Genomic DNA, 20,294 nt, shown 5'->3' on the forward strand with positions numbered 1-20,294 from the left:
ATTCCGCACCAATATCCAAAGGATCGTCGGCCGGAGGGCGCTAAAATCATACGCAAGGGGATACGGGAGAGAACGCTACAACCCGAGCAGGAACTCCATCGTATCCACCCCGTCGGCATAATCGCGCCAACCGGGGAACTGCGTTCTTCCCAGCGCCGCTCGGCGCGGGAAACTTTCCGGTACGGCCCCCGCCGCGCATTGCAACACTCCCTCGTGTCGCGCCAACCATCCGGCCGTCTCGTCCGCGGAGCCGTACTCCGACCACAGCACTTCGGCCACTCTCGGCGCAACGGGGCCCGTGTGCATATCGACCTGCCGCAGCACAAAAAAACCGCCGTCCGCCCACCGGTCTGCACCCATCGCCGCCATAGCCCGCGCGTAGCGATAACATTCCGCGTATTTCGGATGCGATTCGGGAGCCTGCCGGGACATTTTCTCTGCGAAAGCCTCCATATCCCAACCGCGCGGCACGAATAGCCGAGTCACACTCCGGCATCCCAAGCCCCAATAGAGGAACATATCGTCGGCCAGACTTTTTATCTCGCCGTCGGTCTCACGACCGGTGAGCACGGCCACGCTTTGCCTGTTCCCGCGAAGCAATGCGGGAATCCCGGAGAATCGGCGGGCAAAATGTGCCCGTGCCGCATCGCCGCCTGTAGCGATCACCCCGTCCAGCTCCTCCGGTTGCAGCTCCTCGGCGCTTTCGATTTCACACCCGCTTTCGCGAAGTTTCTTTATGACGAATCGGGTCAGCGCCCGGTCTTTCGAGGAGGGCTTGACCACTGCCCGATGTCCTGCAACCACCACGGCGGCCAGGTCGGCAAAACCCACGAGCGGGAGATTCCCGGCCATCACGATTCCGACCTGGCGTGTCTCGAAGTCTGCCGGTTTCCGATACCCCGAAAGCCATTCCCGAAGCCGGGCGGGTGTCAGCATCTCTCTGCGCAATGCGCTGATGGCCTGTCCGATCTGTATAGGGGTGAACCATTCGTTCTCTTGTCTGGCTATTTTTACTGTCTGTTCCCATTCCGGCCCGGTAAATTCCTGGGCTAACTCCTCCAAGGGCTCCGTATACCAATCTCCCATCTTTTTTATACTTTTATCCGTTCGTTTAATCTTTACCTTATTGGATGGAACCGTTCTTTCTTTGAAAAGAAAGAACCAAAGAAACTTTCAGATAGCTGCGCTACTCCTTAGGCTCCGCAGTCCTCTTGCATTGCACTTTCTTTGGGGTGCGGCAATAGCGGGTATAAGGTAATCACTCGATAACCCGCTATTGCTCACACCCCAAAAGGATCAAAGACAAGGGTACCCGGCAGGCTCAAGAGATGCGTTAGCATCTCAAAAAGTTTTTCTGGTTCTCTTTGTTCACAAAGAGAACAGTACCCTCAAACATAAGGTAGTGACTAAACGAACGGATAAAAATAGATAAAAGCGATGAGATTTTTGGCATTGATTCCGGCGCGGTACGCCTCGAGCCGTTTTCCCGGCAAACCCTTAGCCGACATACACGGCAAGCCCATGATACAGCGCGTATACGAACGCAGCACCACCCTATTCGGCACCGCCTGCTACGTCGCCACCGACGACACCCGCATCGAAGACACCGTCCGGACATTCGGCGGACAAGTCATTATGACCTCCGCCGCCCACCGCTCCGGCACCGACCGCTGCGCCGAAGCCCTCGACACCGCCGAAAAAATCACCGGACACCCCTTCGACATCGTGGTGAACATCCAAGGCGACGAACCCTTTATCGCCACCGAACAATTGGAACAAATCCGTCGCTGCTTCGACGATCCCGCGACCCAAATCGCCACACTCGTCAAACCATTCGCCCCGGACGAAAACATCTTCAACGAAAACTCCCCCAAAGTCGTTCTGTCAGCCACCGGCGACGCCCTCTATTTCAGCCGCAGCGCGATTCCGTTTCTGCGCGGCGTGCCGCGAGACGAATGGCAGGCCCGCCACACCTATTACAAACACATCGGCCTCTACGCCTACCGCAGCGACATACTGCGGGCAGTAACCAAACTGCCCCCGTCGCCCTTAGAGAAAGCCGAATCGCTCGAACAGCTGCGCTGGCTCGAGAACGGCTACCGTATCCGCACAGCCGTGACCACACTCGAAAGCCACGCCATCGACACCCCGGAAGACTTGCAGCGCATACTGGCATTGTTTCCGTCAGACAACTGATTTTCGGCACCGGATTTGCACTGTAAGAAAAAATGTTTATCTTTGGGACGCAGTTTTTCGTCGCACAGCTGCGTAATTCCAACGAAAACATAAATTCTTAAACTTTACGGACGGCGCATTCGACCTTTATGCACAAAGGGTCAGACCGTTATTGTGCGTCCCCCTATACGTCCGCACTATACCTTATACTCTTTTACATGCAAGACAAAGAGACTTTGAAACGCCTGACCCTCGGTCAGTTGCGTTCGATGGCCGAAGCCGCCGGTGTCGTGACCGGCAAGAGGTACGTCAAGAAGCAGGAACTGATTTCCCGACTGCTCGCCGCCGGGGGAACCATGCCGGATCAAATGCCGGAACCCGCCTCCGACCCGGTCGAAACGGAGCGCCCCGCTCCGGCACAGATGCAACCGCAACAGACAGTCGGAAACAATATCCGCCGCAGGAGACGCAGAATACCCGGCGAATACGATGCCGCGAATCCGGCGAACAATCCGGGTCCGCAACCGGTTACGGCCAAACCCGAAATGGCGGTTTTGTCGGCCGAAGAATATACCGATACGCAACATCCGACCGGGCAGATTTACAGCGCAAGCCCCGAGAAAATGGCGGAAAGATATTCGGGGCTGCCCGGACAGGGACGTTATGGAAACCGGGGACGGCATGCGGCCACGAACATGCAGACGGCTGTTCCGGCTGAAGAAAGCATGGGGGGGGCAGCGCGGCAGCAAGCCCCGCAGTTCCAGTCCCGGAAGATCGACCCCCAGAACGATTTCCTGGGAGTCATCAACTGCGAGGGGGCTTTGGAGACCATGCCGGACGGCTATGGCTTCCTGCGGTCGGCGGACTACAACTACCTCAACTCGCCGGACGACGTCTATGTATCGCCGGCGCAAATCAAGAGCTACGGGCTCAAACAGGGGGATACGGTCAAAGGGATCATCAAACCGCCGCGGGAGGGGGAAAAATACTTCCCGCTGGTGAAGGTGGTCGAAGTCAATGGGCTGCCGCCGGAAATGGTGCGCGACCGGATCCAGTTTGAATTTCTGACGCCGCTTTTCCCGGAAGTCAAGTTCAATATTACTTCAAACGGACACAACAACCTGTCCACGAGAGTGGTAGACCTCTTTGCACCGATCGGCAAAGGGCAGCGGGCGTTGATCGTGGCCCAGCCGAAAACGGGGAAGACGATGCTGCTCAAAGCGATTGCGAATGCCATTGCGGACAATCATCCGGAGGCATACATGATCATGCTCCTGATCGACGAACGGCCAGAAGAGGTGACCGACATGGCGCGGAGCGTCAAGGCGGAAGTGATCGCCTCGACGTTCGACGAACAGGCGTCGCGACATGTGAAAGTGGCCGAGATGGTGCTCGAAAAGGCGAAGCGGATGGTCGAATGCGGGCACGACGTGGTCATTTTTCTCGACTCCATTACCCGGCTGGCGCGGGCTTACAATACGGTTCAGCCGGCTTCGGGGAAGGTTTTGTCGGGGGGGGTGGACGCCAATGCGCTCCACAAACCGAAGCGGTTTTTCGGGGCGGCCAGGAATACGGAGGAACGGGGGTCGCTCACGATTATCGCCACGGCCTTGATCGACACGGGATCGAAGATGGACGAGGTGATCTTCGAGGAGTTCAAGGGGACGGGAAATATGGAGTTGCAGCTCGACCGGAAATTGTCGAATAAACGGATTTACCCTTCTGTGGATATTACCGCTTCCTCGACGCGGCGGGATGACTTGTTGCTGGAGCGGGATACCTTGCAGAAGATATGGATTCTGCGCAGGCACCTGACGGACATGAACTCCGTCGAAGCGATGGAGTTGGTCAAGAAACAGATGGAAGGGACGGTCTCGAACGAGGAGTTTCTGGCGACGATGAACAAGTAACGTTTGGGGATCGGAACGCCCGGAGACGGACGATTTGCCTGGAACGAGACGCGTTCGCCTGCACTTCGGCATTGTTTCGTCCGGCCTAAACGATTCTACATAAAAGTCCGGAATATCCTATGCACCGGACGGACGGCGATTGCTAATAGTTTCTACGCAATAAAAGTCCGGCAGAGGAAGCGTTGCTTCCTCTGCCGGACTTTTTCATAAGGCTGCCCGTGTTTTGCCTTCACCCGTTCCGGCCCGACCGCAGGTCGTCCCTGTCGGAAAGCGCCCGTTTGCCGTCCCGCTTCCGACGCAAGCACACACTTTCGTCTTCCGGAACTGCCCAACCGGTTTCCCGAAGCTACAGGATGCCGAGCATGCGGTTGCGGGTCAGCAAGGCCGCCCCCAGCACCCCCGCCGTATCGCCGAGGGTCGAGAGGCGCAGCGTCGTGTCCCGGGTCACCAATCGCAGCGAGTATTTGTTCAGCGCGGTACGGATCGGCAGCATCAGATAATCGCCCACCTCGGAGAGCGGCCCGCCGATCACCACCAACTCCGGATTGAACAGGTTGATGAGCACGCTGATCCCCCGGCCGAGTTTCTCGCCGATACCGGTGATCAGGTCGATCGACAATACGTCGTCACTTTTGGCCGCCTCGATGATGTCGTGCATGGTGATCGGCTCGCCGGCGCGGAAACGGTCGGAGAGGATCGACGAGGCACCTTCCTGCAGCCGCTCGGCGAAGAGCGTCTCGAGGGCCATCCCCGACGCTTCGGTCTCCAAACACCCTTTTTTGCCGCATTGGCATATCTTTTCGTTGTCGAAGAAAGGGATGTGCCCGAACTCGCCCGAGAATCCCGACTTCCCGTAATAGAGCTTGCCGCGCACGATGATCCCCACACCGATCCCCCGCCCCACGTTGATGAACAGAGCGTTCTGAACCCCTTCGCTGTCGCCGGTCAGATACTCGGCGTAGGTCATGGCCCGGGTGTCGTTCTCCACGATGGTTTCGATCCCGGTCTTCTCCTGAATGATCCGCGCCAGCGGATACCCGTCGGTGTTCATCGCATTGTAAATCACACCCGAAGAGGCGTCCACGCGCCCCTTGACCGTGATCCCCATCCCGAGGATCTTGTCCCGCGCACTGCCCAGCGTGGCGATAAACTCCCGAATGCGTTCGGCTAAGGTTTCGACGAACTGGGTGGGCGTGTTGTACGAAAAGGGAATGTCTTTCTGGACGGTCACGGTGTTTTTGTTCAGGTCGATCAGCCCGAAACAAAGCGTGTTTTCCGAAATGGTGCCCCCCAGAAAATAGCCCGAGTCCGAGACCAGCCCGAAAGCGCAGGGGCGGCGCCCCCCGCCGGTCTCGATCTTGCCCAGGTCGCGCACATACCCCTCCCGGATCAGCTCCCCGATCAGTTTGGTGATCGTCGGGTTGCTGACATTCAGGATGCGCGACAGGTCGGCTATGGTGCAATCCCCTTCGGTAGCGAGGGCCAGAATGATACGCCGTTTGAGCATAAATGCCTTGTAGGCCACTACGCTCATGTTCTCGTCGGTGATGGAACCTAAAATAGAAGTGTTGATAGTCATCATTCGGAATCTGAATAAAATATTCGTGGTGTCCGGTTTTGTCAGTTTAACGGCGCAAGTTACGGAATTTTATCTTCAGGACGAAATTTAATTGTCAATTATTTGCATAATAGGATATAGTTTAGGGAAAAATATAAGACGCCCGAAAAAAAAGTTTTTTGTATGCGATTTTTTCTATACCTTGCACCAAAATTGTACGGACAGCCTGGCCTGCGGCCTTCTGCCGGAGCGGCATTTTCAGCCGGCCGACGGAGTTTTCCGGGGAGGGATGTGTCCGGAAAACTGACATCTCCCGCTGCGGATTCCGTTTTGGGCATGTTATTTGCGGGTTGAAACGAAAAAAGAACTACTGCTTTACTTAAAAACAGAGGTTATGGAATATAACGAAAACGACTACGACTACAATGACTATCCCCAGCAGGAGAGCGGCAGTTCGGTCAAGGGGTTGAAAATCGCCATTATTATCCTGCTGGCCGTGCTGGCCGTCATCTCGTTCTTCTTCTGGCGCCAGGTCCAGGAGCTCAAGAGCAGCGAAAAGGAACTGCTGGTCGACAAGGATACGCTGACCAACCGGCTGACCGTGCTGCTGGGGGAAATGGGGGATTTGAAGGTGGACAACGATACCATGAACGTGGCGCTCATGCAGCAGCGGCATATCGCCGACTCGCTGCTCGACCGGCTCAAGAAGGAACGCAGCTGGAACTATTCCAAGGTCAAGAAGTACGAACGCGAATTGGGGACGCTGCGGACGGCCATGCAAGGATTCGTGCGGCAGATTGACTCGCTCAACCGGCTCAACCAACTGTTAGCGGGGGAAAACCTACGCTACAGGCGAGAGGTGACTTCACTGCGGCTGAGAACGGAACAGGCGGAGGAGATGAATCAGGAACTCAACAACCAGATCAAGCGTGGCTCGCAGATCCGGGCGCGGGAAGTGGTACTGCTGGCGTACAACAAACGGAACAAGGCGGTAATCCGGGCGAAACAGACCGAAAGATTAGTGACGGAGTTCGTGTTGTCGGCAAATGATATGGCCATTCCGGGCGAACGGACGGTGTATGTGCGGATCATTACGCCGGATGCGGATATTCTGGGGTCGCCGGACAACGGACGGTTCACTTTTGAGGGCGAATCGATTCCCTATTCGGCCAAACGGGCGGTCGACTATCAGGGTGAAGACTTGCCGGTGAGCATTTACTACGATACGGCGGGGCTCTATGCGGGACAGTATACCGTGATGGTCTATGTGGACGGGCTGATGGTGGGACAGAGCGACATGATTCTCAAGTAATTCGCGGAGGCGGAGACGGGCGCGGAGGCGGAGACGGGCGCGGAGGCGGAGGCGGACGCAGAGGCGGAGGCGGACGCAGAGGCGGAGGCGGACGCAGAGGCGGACGTGGCGAAAATCGCGGGGCATGCACCTTTTCGGGAGCATGCCCCGCTTCTTTTTTGGAAGCCCGGTTATTTGGGACTATTTTTGTCCCCGCCATTCAGTGCCCGTATTATGAAAATCAGAGACCTCGACCTGGGCAGCCTGCCCCTTTTTCTCGCACCGATGGAGGACGTCACCGACCCTTCGTTCCGCTACATCTGCAAGCGGTTCGGAGCCGACATGATGTACACTGAATTCGTCTCCGCCGACGGGCTGATCCGCGACGCCCGCAAATCGCTCGAAAAGCTCCGCATCGACGACACAGAACGGCCCATCGGCATCCAGATCTACGGCAGCGAAATCGAACCGATGGTCGAGGCCGCCCGGATGGCCGAGGCCGCCGGGCCGGAAGTCATCGACATCAACTTCGGCTGCCCCGTCAAGAAGATCGCCGGACGCGGAGCCGGATCGGGCATGATGCGCGACGTGCCGAAGATGGTCGAAATGACCCGCCGGATCGTGCAGGCGGTGCGGGTACCCGTGACCGTCAAAACGCGCTTGGGCTGGGACGACGAATCGAAGAATATCGAAGAGATCGCCTGGCGTCTGCAGGACGTCGGGATCGAAGCGCTGACCATCCACGGACGCACGCGGGCGCAGATGTACCGCGGCGAGGCGGACTGGACGCTGATCGGCGCCGTGAAGAACAATCCGGCGATCCATATTCCGATCATCGGCAACGGGGACATTACGTCGGGCGAAAAGGCGGCCGATTTTGCGGAACGGTACGGGGTGGACGGCCTGATGATTGGGCGGGCGACATTCGGCCGGCCGTGGATTTTCCGCGAGGTGCGACACTATTTAGATACGGGCGAGACTTTGCCGCAGCCGACGGTGCGGGAGCGGGTGACGCTGGCCCGGGAACATCTGGCGAAGTCGGTGGAGTTGAAAGGGGAGCGAACCGGGGTCTTGGAATTGCGCCGTCATCTGAGCAGCTATTTCAAGGGGCTGCCCGATTTTCGGGAAACGCGGGCCAAATTAGTAACGGAACCGACGGCGGAAGGGGTGGCGAGGATACTCGACTCGATCTCCGCGCGTTGGGGCGACTGGGACGCTACGGCGACTGTGCCGCCGTTCATCTACGATCGCTCTTGAGGGGATAAATGACAGGGAGGAACTTTTTCGATTTTTTTGACCCCATTTTTTGGAGGTAAAGGATTTTTGATTACTTTTGCATCGTCAAACGGCGCAGGGGAGCCTCGGTTCCGGGGGCGGCGCGAGACGAAATAGATTCCTCGATAGCTCAGTTGGTTAGAGCACCTGACTGTTAATCAGGGGGTCCAAGGTTCAAGTCCTTGTCGAGGAGCTTCTGATTCAAAGAGTTGCAACGGCCGTTGCAACTCTTTTTCTTTTTCTGCACAGGCCGGTGCGTGGTGCAGCGTGCGGTGATCGGATGGATTGTATCTTCCGTTTCCGAACATAACATAGGGATATGCCCTGTTTCCCAAATTTCACTAATTGTAACCACTTGCCGGGAACAGACCGGAGGCAGGGAACTCCCTTGCGCAAAAAAGAGCCGGGCTTAAGGACGGATGCTTGGAGGCACCGCACCTGAAAGGCGTAAGTACGGTAATTCGCATTCTCGGGTTTCATGCTCGAGCAAACGAACATCAATCGGAAGGCGTTCGTGCTCCCGCTGTCCGCCGTACCAGACCAAACCGTACCCTCATTGCCGACGTTGGTCAACGCGCCGGTACCGTAGTAGCGGTAGCCCGGGGCGGGCCTGCCTGAAAAAGCGACCGCTTGAGTCGGTACCCTGTGCGAATCCGTGCGCGCGGGGTACGCCAGAGAATAACTAACCGCCGAAAGAATACGGTCAGCGGGCCGCTGAATCCGCCCATACACCCCCTGCCTGCAACCGTGGCCGCAGACACTCCGGAACCCGGCTCCGTAAACATTTGGAAACGGAAACGATCCTGCGCGATAAATGCTTGGAGGCACCGCACCTGAAAGCCGTGGCCGCGGTAGCTCACATTGCGGGGAGTAAGGGACGTCACCTTAAGGTCAAGAACACGCCGTTCGTCCCGCTGACTGCCGACGACCAGCTGTACCCATAGTTGCCGACAGCGTTCAGTGCACCGTCCGGATACTTACGGTAGCCCGGGGCGGGAACCGCGCACTGCCGGCAGCGGCACGAGCAGCCGCTGGATTGAAGCCTCCCGAAACTATGTTCGCGGAACTTCGCATGAATAACTAAATTTTGGAATCAGTGGGCTGCTGAATTTATCGTTTCGCTCTGTTTGCAGCTCCAGTCGGGCCGAAAACACTCCGGAAAAACGCAGGCCGTTTCCGTTGTTCCAAAGATAAGTAAATCCGTTTCGAGTAAAAAGAGGAAACGATCCTGCGCGATAAATGCTTGGAGGCACCGCACCTGAAAGCCGTGGCCGCGGGTAACCCCATTCTCGGGCACCATACTCGTACAAATGAACAACAATCGGAATGCGTTCGTGCTTCCACTCTCCGCCGTACCGGACCAAACTGACCCCTCGTTGCCAATGCTCCTGACATCGCCCTCATATCCGGTGCGACCGTAATCGCGGTAGCCCGGGGCGGGAACCGCGCTGCCGGCAGCGGCACGAGCAGCCGCTGGATTGAAGTCTCCCGAAGTTCTGTTCGAGGAGCTTCGCATGAATAACTAAATTTTGGAATCAGTGGGCTGCTGAATTTATCGTTTCGCTCTGTTTGCAGCTCCAGTCGGGCCGAAAACACTCCGGAAAAACGCAGGCCGTTTCCGTTGTTCCAAAGATAAGCAAATCCGTTTCGAGTAAAAAGAGGAAACGACCCTGCGCGATAAATGCTTGGAGGCACCGCACCGGAAAGCCGTGGGCGCGGCCATGCGGGACGCTGTGCTGGACGACCGTCAGATTGAAGTGCAAGTAGTACGCATAGGGCGCGCTGAACGAGGACGACCAACTCTCCGAGTAATTGCCGACATTCAGCAAATCGCCAAACTTGCCGACATCGCCTGCGTCGCGGAAGCCCGGGGCGGGTACCGCGCTGCCGGCAGCGGCACGAGCAGCCGCTGGATTGAAGCCTCCCGAAATCCTGTTCGCGGAACTTCGCATGAATAACTAAATTTTGGAATCAGTGGGCTGCTGAATTTATCGTTTCGCTCTGTTTGCGGCTCCGACCGGGCCGAAAACACTCCGGAAAAACGCAGGCCGTTTCCGTTGTCCCAAAGATAAGCAAATCCGTTGATTCGAGTAAAAAGAGGAAACGACCCTGCGCGATAAATGCTTGGAGGCACCGCACCTGAAGGCCGGCAGCCCGGCCCGCCGCATAGCTGGAAGAGACGAGTGCCAGACGAAACTCCAGCCACATGCCATCCGAGCCTTTGACGGACGACGACAAGCTGTACCCGTTACTGCCGACGCCACCCACCACGCCGCTGTTGAGGTCGCGGAAGCCCGGGGCGGGAACTGCGCACTGCCGGCAGCGGCACGAGCAGCCGCTGGATTGAAGTCTCCCGAAGTTCTGTTCGAGGAGCTTCGCATGAATAACTAAATTTTGGAATCAGTGGGCTGCTGAATTTATCGTTTCGCTCTGTTTGCGGCTCCAGTCGGGCCGAAAACACTCCGGAAAAACGCAGGGCCGTTTCCGTTATCCCAAAGATAAGCAAATCCGTTGATTCGACAGGTAAAGAGAGGGAACGGGACGTCACGATAAATGCTTGGAGGCACCGCACCTGAAAGCCGTGGGAGCGGTAGCTCGGATAGCTGGGCTGAAGTGCAGTCAAAACGAACCGCAGGTAGACACCGTAAGTATCACTGACAGCAGACGACCAGCTGGCTCCGTGGTCGCCGACGCCGTTCAGTACACCGTCCGGATACCAGCGGTAGCCCGGGGCTACGGAGTTCATAAGCAGTCACTCGTTCGGTGCCCGATCGAATCTATGCGATCGGAACCGGGAGACGCATAACTAACGGTCAGCCGACCGCCAGTGGACTGCTGAATTTATCGTTCGCTCTGGCGTTCACCGGCTGCAGCCGGCTGGCACCACTCTGGAAACGCCGCGTTCCCTTGTTATGTAAAAACAGGATGGGGTAAATGCTGGAGGCACCGCACCTGAAAGCCGTGGGCGCGGTTGTTCGCGTTGCTGGGATTGAGCCACGTCGCGTTGAAGTCCAAGTTCATACCGTTGGTGCCACTGACCGACGATGACCAGCTGTACCCGTTGTTGCCGACGCCGCCCAGTGCGCCGTCCGGATACCAGCGGTAGCCCGGGGATAATCCCGATCGGCGGCCGCTCCTTGAAACGCCCTGCAAAAAAAGTCGCAGAACGTCCTGTCCATAGCTAATCCCGCTGCAAGGGGACCAGCGGGCCGCTGAATTTACCGTCCTCACTGCCGGACAGTCTTTGCTCAAGGCCGTCCGGCACTCCGGGACACACATCCTGTTTATGATGATTTATTTTTCATGTAAGTGCGGAACAACCTGACGGTTTCGACCGCCTCGCGCACGTCGTGCACCCTCAGGATAGACGCGCCCTGCCGCAAAGCCTCCCAATTCAGCACCGAGGTGCCGTTCAGCGCCTCCTCCGGCGTGACCCCCAATGTTTTCCAGATCATCCTTTTGCGCGACAATCCCGCCAGCACCGGCAGACCGAACACAGCCAGTGTGTCCATCCCGCCGAGCAGCTCGAAATTCTGTTCGGCAGTCTTGGCGAAGCCGAAGCCGGGATCGAGGATCAGATCTTTGATGCCGGCGGCCCGTGCTTCCGCCGTTTTGCGCACGAAATAACGCAGCACCTCGCCCGTCACGCCCCCCGTTTCCGCCGGATAGTCCGTGAGCGCACTCATCGTCCGGGGCGTCCCGCGCATGTGCATGGCGATGTACGGCAGGCCCAGCCGTCCGACCGTCGCCATCATCTCCGGATCGAGCTCGCCGGCCGAAATGTCGTTCACGATAAAGGCTCCGAATTCCTCATACAGCCGTGCCACGACATTTGCCCGGAAAGTATCGACCGAAACGGGACAGGCCGCCCCGGCAATGCCCCGCGCCGCGCGAAAACCGTTCTCGAGCCTCCGCAGTTCTTCGTCCGCCGGAATATCCGCTGCTCCCGGCCGCGACGAATATCCGCCGAGGTCGATGATCCCGGCTCCGTCGCGCACCGCGGCTTCAACGGCCGAGGCAATCTCGGCGTCGCTCTGCCGGCGGCTGCCGGTGAAAAACGAATCGGGAGTGACGTTCACGATGGCCATCACCTGTTCGCTGCCCGGGCCGAGGGGAATCATAAATCCGCCTGTATTGATCTCCATCTCTTTTTGGTTTTGAAAGGAAGCCGGCCTTCCTATAATACATTGTTCGGCATCATCCGCCGCAGATCCGCCTCCGTGCGCCCCGACCGCCGCGCATAGTCCGCCAACTGCTCGTTATCCACCACTCCGACATGGAAATAGGCCGCCGCTGGATGCGCGAAAACGATCCCCGACACCGCCGACGTCGGCTCCATCATCAAATTCTCGGTCAATCGCAGCGGGATTTCCGCCTCCACCTCCAGCAGGTCGAAGATCAGCCGTTTGCCGCTGTGATCCGGCGCGGAGGGATACCCCACTGCAATCCGGGCGCCGTCCGACCCCGCCGGGAATCCCCACAGTTCGTCCCGGAGCAACGCCGACACCTCCACGGCGAAAGCCTCCGCCAACCGGTCGCACAAGATGCGCGCCATGATATTTTCGTAGTCCGAATCCCCCCGATAGTCGCACGTCACCCCCAGCGCAAAGAGCGCCACATGATCCTGCGGCAATCCCGCCGCCGGCCCCGGCGACACGAAATCCGCCAGGCACCGATTGAATTCGTCGCGGGGATTCTGGCTGCGCAGACAGGCGAACCGTACCTCCGGCGCCCCGCATCCGCAGGAAGTGCCGTCGCCGTGGAAGCAGCCCCGCAGCCAGATGTCGTCCCCCTCGCCGCGGGCCGGCACGATACCGATCACGGCATCCGCCCGCACTTTGCCGGAACGGATCAATTTCCGAAGCACGGCCTGCGCGTCGTCGAACAGCCGCCGCGCCTCGACCCCTTTGGTCGGATGATCGAAAATCTCCGGATACCGTCCCCGCAAGTCCCACTGGATGAAAAAATAAGTCCAGTCGATCCGCTCCGCAATTTTTTCCAACGGATAGGCGGTCAGCACTTTTTTCCCTGAATATTTCGGCTGCGTGATCGTAGTTGCGTCGAATGCGAGCCGGAGTTTGTGCGCCCGCGCCTCCGTCAGAGACCGCAGCTCCCGGGCCGCGCTCAACTCGGCGTATTTCAGGCGGATCGCCTCCTGCTTCTCCCGGTACTGCTGATGGAAACCGTACTCTTTCAGTACGTTGTTCACTAATTTGGCACAGTTCGACGCGTCGGTCGAGTGGGCCACCAGCCCGCTGTACGACGGCGCGATCTTGACCGCCGTGTGCAGTTCCGACGTTGTGGCGCCCCCCACGCAGATCGGAATCCGCAGCCCCGCCCGCTCGAACTGCTCCGCCACGACGCGCATCTCTTCCAACGACGGCGTAATCAGCCCGGAAAGCAGCACTGCATCGACCTTTTCCGCCACCGCCGCCTCGACGATCCGTTCCGGCGGGGTCATCACCCCCAAGTCCACCATGCGGTAGCCGTTGCACGCCAACACCACCGAGACGATATTCTTCCCTATGTCGTGCACATCGCCCTTGACCGTGGCGATCAGCAGCTTGGCCCCCTGCTCGACCGTCTCGCCGCTTCGGATGAACGGCTCGAGCACCGCCACCGACTGTTTCATCACCCGCGCCGACTTGACCACCTGCGGCAGGAACATTTTGCCGCTGCCGAACAGATCGCCGACCTGTCCCATCCCCACCATCAAAACACGATCTATGACGTCAATGGCAGAACCGTATTTTTCGTATGCCTCCAAAGTATCGGCCTCGATATGGGTCGTGATCCCCTTGACCAGCGCATGGATCACCCGCTCCTCGACCGTCCCTCCGCGCCACGCGTCATGCTTCGCCGCCGCAGCGGATCCGCTCCCCGCCGCAGCCATCGCCGCATGAGCTTCGGCCCATGCCGTCAGCCGCTCCGCCGCATCGGCCCGCCGGTTCAGAATCACATCTTCGCACAAGGTCAGCAGCTCCTTGTCGATGTCGTCGTAAATCCGGAGCATCGACGGATTGACGATCCCCATGTCCATCCCCGCACGCGCCGCATGGTAGAGGAAAACCGAGTGCATCGCCTCGCGCACCGGGTTGTTGCCCCGGAACGAGAACGAGAGGTTGCTCACCCCGCCGCTCACCTTCGCCCCCGGGCAATGGGCCTTGATCCATGCCGTCGCCTCGATGAAAGCCCGCCCGTAGTCGTCGTGCGCCTCGATCCCCGTGGCCACCGCCAGCACGTTCGGGTCGAAAATGATGTCCTCGGCCGGAAATCCGATGCCGCGCAGCAGCCCGTAAGCCCGCTCCGCCACCTCGATCTTCCGTTCGTAGGAGTCCGCCTGCCCCCGCTCGTCGAACAGCATCACCACAGCCGCAGCCCCGAAAGCCCGCACCGTCCGCGCGTGGTCGAGGAACTTCGTTTCGCCCTCCTTGAGCGAGATGGAGTTGACCACCGCCTTGCCCTGCACCACGCGCAGCCCTGCCTCGATCACCCGCCAGTCCGACGAGTCGATCATCACCGGCACCCGGGCGATCTCCGGTTCGGCCGCCACGAGGTTCAAAAATTCGGTCATCGCCTCCGCCGCCTCGATCATCGGCGCATCCATGCAGACGTCGATCACCTGCGCTCCCCCCTCGACCTGCCCGGCGGCCACGGCCAACGCCTCGGCGAACCGCCGCTCGCGGATCAGCCGCGCGAATTTCGCCGATCCCGCCACATTGGTCCGCTCGCCCACGTTCACGAAATTGGCGGCCGGTTCGACCCGCTGCACCTCCAGCCCCGCCAGCACGGTCGCCCCGCCGTTGTCCTGCGGAGCACGGTAAGCACGGGGGCTGTATTTCCGGGCCACCTGCGCAATGGCCCGGATATGCTCCGGCGTCGTCCCGCAGCAGCCCCCCACGATATTGAGCAGTCCGGCCCGCAGATAGTCCTCGATCAAGACGGCCATATGTTCGGCGCTCTCGTCATAGCCGCCCATCACGTTCGGCAGCCCGGCATTGGGGTGGGCCGAAACCGCCCCTTTCGCCACCCGCCCGAGCCGCTCCACATAAGGCATCATCTGCCGCGCCCCGAAAGCGCAGTTCAGTCCGATGCTCAACAGGCCGCCGTGTTCGACCGAGGCGTAGAACGCTTCGACGGTCTGCCCCGAAAGCAGCCGCCCGCTGGCATCCGTAATCGTGCCGCTGACCATCAGCGGCATCGTCCCGTTACCCAAGATTGTCCGCAAAGCATAGATCGCCGCTTTGCAGTTGAGTGTGTCGAATACGGTCTCGATCAGGATCAAATCGGCTCCGCCGTCGACGAGCCCCCGGATTTGTTCGGCATATCCATTCGCGAGTTCATCGAAGGTGACATTCCGAAAGCCGGGATTATTGACGTCCGGCGACATCGATGCGCTCCGGTTGGTCGGCCCCACGGAACCGGCCACAAATCGCGGTCTCCCGTCCTGCGCCTCGAAGCGGTCGGCCACGCCGCGCGCCAGCTGCGCCGCCGTCCGGTTGATTTCGTAAACGCGGTCTTGCAGTGCGTAATCCTTGAGCGACACCGGATTGGCGTTGAACGAGTCGGTCGAGACGATATCGGCCCCGGCCTCGAAATAGGCGGCGTGGATTTCCGCAATCACATCGGGGCGGCTGACGGCTAAGTAGTCGTTGCACCCGGGATGGCCGCCGTAATCGGCTTCGTCGAGTTTGCGCGCCTGGATCAAGGTGCCCAACCCGCCGTCGAGCACCAATATCCGTTTCCGGAGCTCCGCCGCGATATTCCGTTCCATACGTTTTTAAAATATCTTGCAAAGATAACGATTTGACTGTTCGTTCGGGTGTCCTGCGGCGGCATTCCGGTTCCGCTTTCTGCTCCCGGATCGGAAAAACGTTTCTCTGCACGCCTGGCAAGCGGTTCCCGGGCCTATTACAGAGTATAATTTCTGTCGGTTATGAATTACGGCATCCGTGTATCGTTATGCTGCATTTTATCCCTTTTTCTTTTCTCTCGGATTCGGTTCTACGGGGGAGCGCCCGGCACCCGAACCGGGCCTGCCGCTTGCCGAGCTTTTAGGGTAAAGTCTGCCCATTGAAAGTACGGCACAGGCCTGAACCGGAAAACGGCTGATAAAGGATGCGGATACAATATTGCGTTTTTTTCGCCGGGGATTTGGAGGTTCGGATTTTTTGCCTACCTTTGCAACGCAATCGCAAAAACACGGTGCCATAGCTCAGTTGGTAGAGCAAAGGACTGAAAATCCTTGTGTCCCTGGTTCGATTCCCGGTGGCACCACCTTGTAAATCAACCACTTGTGCTAATACAGGTGGTTTTCTTTTTGTCTTTTTCGTAGCGGTTTTATGCACGTTTGAACAGGTTGTTTAAACCATGAGTGCCACAATCGAGGTCGTTTGCTACAAGTCTAAAGTATTGGCAAACAATGAATCGCCGCTAATGCTCCGAATCACGAAAGACCGCAGACTGAAGTATTCCAGTATCGGCGTCTCGGTTCGTCCTGAATGTTGGGATTTCGAGAGGAATAAACCCCGCAGAAACTGCCCGAATCGTCTGCATATCGAACGTCTTATTGCAGATAAGATAGAAGCCTATCGCACAAAGATGATTGAATTACAGGCCGAAAACAAAGAGTTTACCGCAACATCATTACATGAAAGGGTTGCGGACAAGACTTCGAAACGCACTGTTGGCGAGGTATTTCAAGCTCAAATCGAGAATTTGAAGCGAATGGGGCGAACGGGCTATGCTCTTTCGCATCAAGAGGTCTGCAATTCCTTGCTGAAATTCAACGGACATCTGAATATCTGCTTTTCGGATATCGACACGGTGTGGTTGAAACGCTATGAAACCTGGCTGCGGGGGCAGGGCTTTTCTGAAAATACGATAGGCCGGCGATTCCGCACCTTACGAGCGGTCTATAATGTAGCCATTGAAGAAAAGTGTGTGAAACCGGACTGTTACCCGTTCAAATCTTACAAGGTCTCCAAATTGCACCGGGCGACGGCCAAACGTGCTATCCGCAAAGCTGACATCATGCGGATTATTGAGTATCGTTGTGATGATTTCTACCGCCAATTTGCCGTCGATCTGTTTGCGTTCGGTTACTTCATGGGGGGAATCAATTTCGTGGACATAGCCTATCTCAAAACCGATAATATCGTAGCCGGACGGCTGATTTACACACGGCGTAAAACGCACAAGTTAATAAGGCTACCTTTACAGCCCAAAGCACAGGAGATTATAGAACGTTACAGACAGGACGGCACGTCTTTTTTATTCCCCATTCTTTCCGCATTTCATAAGACCGAACAACAGCAACGGAATCGCATTCACAAGGTGATTACCAAAGTGAACCGTGCATTGAAAGAGGTCGGGCGAACATTGAACATCCCTATCGATCTGACGACCTACGTGGCCCGTCATAGTTTTGCGACGGTGTTGAAGCGCGAGGGAGTAAGCACCTCGATTATCTGCGAATCTTTGGGTCATAGCTCGGAAAAGGTCACGCAGATTTACTTGGACAGTTTCGAGAACGCCCAGATCGACGAAGCGATGAAACATTTGCTGTAAGAAGATGACACTATTCGGAAGATTTTCCTTTGATATACCCTTTACGAATTACGTCACTCATTCCAAGAGATTATCCCGTTAGGGATAGTCTCTTTTTCTTTATTAAACAGAGATTTCGCATTTTTAACCCACCTAAAGGATGAAATTATGGTTAAATTCGATGCCAGTCGGCTTCCAAAGCTATCCAACAGTGAAAAAATCCCGTTCTATACGTTACAGGCCTCCGACAATGCCCGTCATTGGCATACCTTTAAACTGTTGATACGGGATGGAGTAGCTTTACATGGGTCTTTACAAACCGAAGACAATTTGCCATCCTATCACTTGATTCCATATAGCCATCGGTCATCCTCACCCTTTATTTGGCTGACACCGCCAGTCGAACGCTTCTTGTTTACCTATCTTTTGACAGGTAAGATAACCGGCTTACCCTCTGCACTCTCGAACTGGAAATTACCCGATTTTATAGAAGAAGACTATATTCTCAAACATCTCCGACGTGAGGTTCAGCACAATGCACTCTACTTTACTCCGACCGAACAGAACGAAACGCAGGGTGTCCTCGTAAAAGCCTATTATCCATACGGCAGTATCGATTACGGATTCTTTCCCTGTTCGATCGACGAGCTGTTGGCCCGCCTCGAAAATGTTGAAGCTTATCCACCTGTCGCTTCTTGCGGTGACATCCCCGACCTGCATAGCCACCCCTTACCCGTTGTCTGTAAAGATTTAGTGGCTGGTCAATATCTGGAGAGTATTTTTCCCGAAAAACACATACCTTCCCATATCATTCTGGATAAAACCATCTGTGGCGTTGGAGCGACTACCCTTGAAATCAATGCCGCCCGTCATTCCATTATCATAGAGCCGAATGTACCCGTGATTATTGGGAAATGCCAACAACAAGAATCTCTGATCGGCGTTTTCGGTTCAAAGACTCCCAAAGAGATTGCCCAAACCATCCAGAACAGGATAAAGAAAAAACAATGGGTCAAACTGATGACCACTCCCGACAGTTATCCCAAAGTGGTCAGAGCCTTACAATCCCTTAAACAGCCTTATAAAGAGGACTATTTTTTGCTTTTCGACGAGTGCGAGAAACTGATCTCAGAGGTCGATTACCGGCCTAATATAGCGTTACCGATCGACGATTTTTTCAGCTTTACCCATAAAGCCATGGTCTCGGCTACACCTATTTTGATTGATGCCCCCCGGTTCAAAGAACAAGGTTTTCAGGTAATCAAAATCCGACCGATATTCGCCTATCAGAAACCGTTGGAACTGAAACCGACCAATAACGTCTCCGTGATGGTTAGACGCACATTGAAGCAGTTGGATGAAAATATCCCCGTATGCTTATTCTATAATTCAATCGCAGACATCCAGAGTTTGATCACAGATTTGAAAATTTCAGACCGTGCGCATATCTATTGCAGCACTGAGTCTGCGAAAGAGCTGAGGAAAGCTAAATATAATGTATTCGATACCGTCACGAATGATAACGGGGCCTCGAACCTGAACCGGTATAATTTCTTTACCAGCCGTTTCTATTCGGCCGTGGATATTAAACTTCCTCAGAAGCCGGTGGTCATCCTGATCTCTGACGTTTATAAAGTATCTCACGATATGCCCTATACCTTGATCGACCCGCAGACCGAAGCCATCCAGATTGTCGGACGATTTCGCAATGGTGTCGAGCGACTGATTCATATCACCAATACAGACTGGAAACTGAAATATCAAACCCGGGAACAATTAGAAAGATTCCTGTTGGAAGAACATCAAGGCTACCAGGAGTTGGTCAAATTACAAAAACAGGTCATATCGAAAGGCGAAAAACATATCCTTACCCAAGCCATCGATAGAACCGATTATAAAATGCAGGGATTCATCACCGCTACAGGTGCTCCCAACGATTTCCGATACAACAATGCTTATTTGGATGAACGCCTGAAGATGCTGTATCGGACACCGGCTGCATTAAATAAAGCTTATCGTCGATCCGGTGCATTTGATGTGCATACCGAATCGGAATACCTGGCTTACACGGATGAAGAACGTCGACAGTTGGCCGATAAAAATACGTCCAAAGCCGAACGTATTCAGCTATTATATGCAATCTATCAACGCCGAACGCAGAAGGACAGACTAGCTTATGAAGGTCTGAAACAGGAATATGCACTGTATTTCGAAGCCTTCGATACGATAGGCTATGCGAAAGTCAAGGAACTCGGCTTTAAGGAGCGTGACATTCGTGCAGAAATAGATCGCTTTCAGTTTACCCGTCAAATCATCCGACCGGAAGTAATCGGAGCGGTATATCGGCATTTTCAACCGAATACGACTTATTCCACCGAGGAGGTCAATCGACACTTGCAAATGATATATGATACCTATGGTATTAAGTATGATCGACGAGGTGTCGGTAAAAACATCACCTACTCGTTGGTTGAATTAGAATTTTAAGGATATATAAATGAAAAAGTTGCGCAATATGCAGATTTTTAGTAAATTA

At 56.1% G+C, this 20,294-nt stretch carries 11 protein-coding genes and 2 tRNA genes; 8 read left to right on the forward strand and 5 right to left on the reverse strand.

Features of this window, described 5'->3' with window-relative positions; translation table 11 throughout:
• Window positions 1-75 precede the first annotated feature (75 nt).
• Window positions 76-1,086, reverse strand: coding sequence for an acyl-CoA reductase (locus Q0Z93_RS05240; RefSeq protein ID WP_298063391.1), 1,011 nt, complete (start codon window positions 1,084-1,086; stop codon window positions 76-78).
• Between the two features lie 351 nt (window positions 1,087-1,437).
• Between Q0Z93_RS05240 and kdsB the strand changes: the two genes are divergently transcribed.
• Both kdsB and rho read left to right on the forward strand, forming a co-directional pair.
• Window positions 1,438-2,196: a 3-deoxy-manno-octulosonate cytidylyltransferase gene (gene kdsB / locus Q0Z93_RS05245; RefSeq protein ID WP_298063393.1), complete on the forward strand. Its 759-nt coding sequence runs from the start codon at window positions 1,438-1,440 to the stop codon at window positions 2,194-2,196.
• A gap of 197 nt (window positions 2,197-2,393) precedes the next feature.
• Window positions 2,394-4,085: a transcription termination factor Rho gene (gene rho / locus Q0Z93_RS05250; RefSeq protein WP_298063395.1), complete on the forward strand. Its 1,692-nt coding sequence runs from the start codon at window positions 2,394-2,396 to the stop codon at window positions 4,083-4,085.
• A gap of 346 nt (window positions 4,086-4,431) precedes the next feature.
• On the opposite strand, the gene Q0Z93_RS05255 is transcribed toward rho, so the two are convergent.
• Window positions 4,432-5,664, reverse strand: coding sequence for an ROK family transcriptional regulator (locus tag Q0Z93_RS05255; RefSeq protein ID WP_298063397.1), 1,233 nt, complete (start codon window positions 5,662-5,664; stop codon window positions 4,432-4,434).
• Between the two features lie 373 nt (window positions 5,665-6,037).
• Between Q0Z93_RS05255 and Q0Z93_RS05260 the strand changes: the two genes are divergently transcribed.
• The 3 genes from Q0Z93_RS05260 (at window position 6,038) to Q0Z93_RS05270 (ending at window position 8,402) form a co-directional block, all read left to right on the forward strand.
• Window positions 6,038-6,955: a hypothetical protein gene (locus tag Q0Z93_RS05260; protein WP_298063399.1), complete on the forward strand. Its 918-nt coding sequence runs from the start codon at window positions 6,038-6,040 to the stop codon at window positions 6,953-6,955.
• A gap of 213 nt (window positions 6,956-7,168) precedes the next feature.
• Window positions 7,169-8,191 carry a tRNA dihydrouridine synthase DusB gene (gene dusB / locus Q0Z93_RS05265; RefSeq protein WP_298063401.1) on the forward strand — a complete coding sequence of 341 codons (1,023 nt, stop codon included), beginning with the start codon at window positions 7,169-7,171 and terminating at the stop codon, window positions 8,189-8,191.
• 137 nt (window positions 8,192-8,328) lie between these two features.
• A tRNA-Asn gene (locus Q0Z93_RS05270) sits at window positions 8,329-8,402 on the forward strand.
• Between the two features lie 1,342 nt (window positions 8,403-9,744).
• Here the strand turns inward: Q0Z93_RS05270 and Q0Z93_RS05275 are convergent.
• The 3 genes from Q0Z93_RS05275 to metH all read right to left on the reverse strand — a co-directional run bounded on the left by Q0Z93_RS05275 (window position 9,745) and on the right by metH (window position 15,983).
• Entirely contained in the window at window positions 9,745-10,161 is a 417-nt protein-coding gene (locus Q0Z93_RS05275; RefSeq protein ID WP_298063403.1) for a hypothetical protein, read from the reverse strand.
• Between the two features lie 1,332 nt (window positions 10,162-11,493).
• Window positions 11,494-12,354 (reverse strand): dihydropteroate synthase, encoded by an 861-nt coding sequence (folP, locus tag Q0Z93_RS05280; protein WP_298063406.1) that lies wholly within the window; start codon window positions 12,352-12,354, stop codon window positions 11,494-11,496.
• Between the two features lie 32 nt (window positions 12,355-12,386).
• Window positions 12,387-15,983: a methionine synthase gene (gene metH / locus Q0Z93_RS05285; RefSeq protein WP_298063408.1), complete on the reverse strand. Its 3,597-nt coding sequence runs from the start codon at window positions 15,981-15,983 to the stop codon at window positions 12,387-12,389.
• A gap of 430 nt (window positions 15,984-16,413) precedes the next feature.
• Between metH and Q0Z93_RS05290 the strand changes: the two genes are divergently transcribed.
• From Q0Z93_RS05290 to Q0Z93_RS05300, 3 genes are all read left to right on the forward strand, one after another.
• Window positions 16,414-16,486 (forward strand) — tRNA-Phe (locus Q0Z93_RS05290).
• Between the two features lie 93 nt (window positions 16,487-16,579).
• Window positions 16,580-17,779 carry a site-specific integrase gene (locus Q0Z93_RS05295; protein WP_298063411.1) on the forward strand — a complete coding sequence of 400 codons (1,200 nt, stop codon included), beginning with the start codon at window positions 16,580-16,582 and terminating at the stop codon, window positions 17,777-17,779.
• A gap of 147 nt (window positions 17,780-17,926) precedes the next feature.
• On the forward strand, window positions 17,927-20,245 hold the full coding sequence (locus Q0Z93_RS05300; protein ID WP_298063413.1) for a hypothetical protein: 2,319 nt from the start codon (window positions 17,927-17,929) through the stop codon (window positions 20,243-20,245).
• The last annotated feature ends 49 nt before the right edge of the window (window positions 20,246-20,294 follow it).

Source organism: uncultured Rikenella sp., from assembly GCF_947628055.1.
Taxonomy (GTDB): domain Bacteria; phylum Bacteroidota; class Bacteroidia; order Bacteroidales; family Rikenellaceae; genus Rikenella.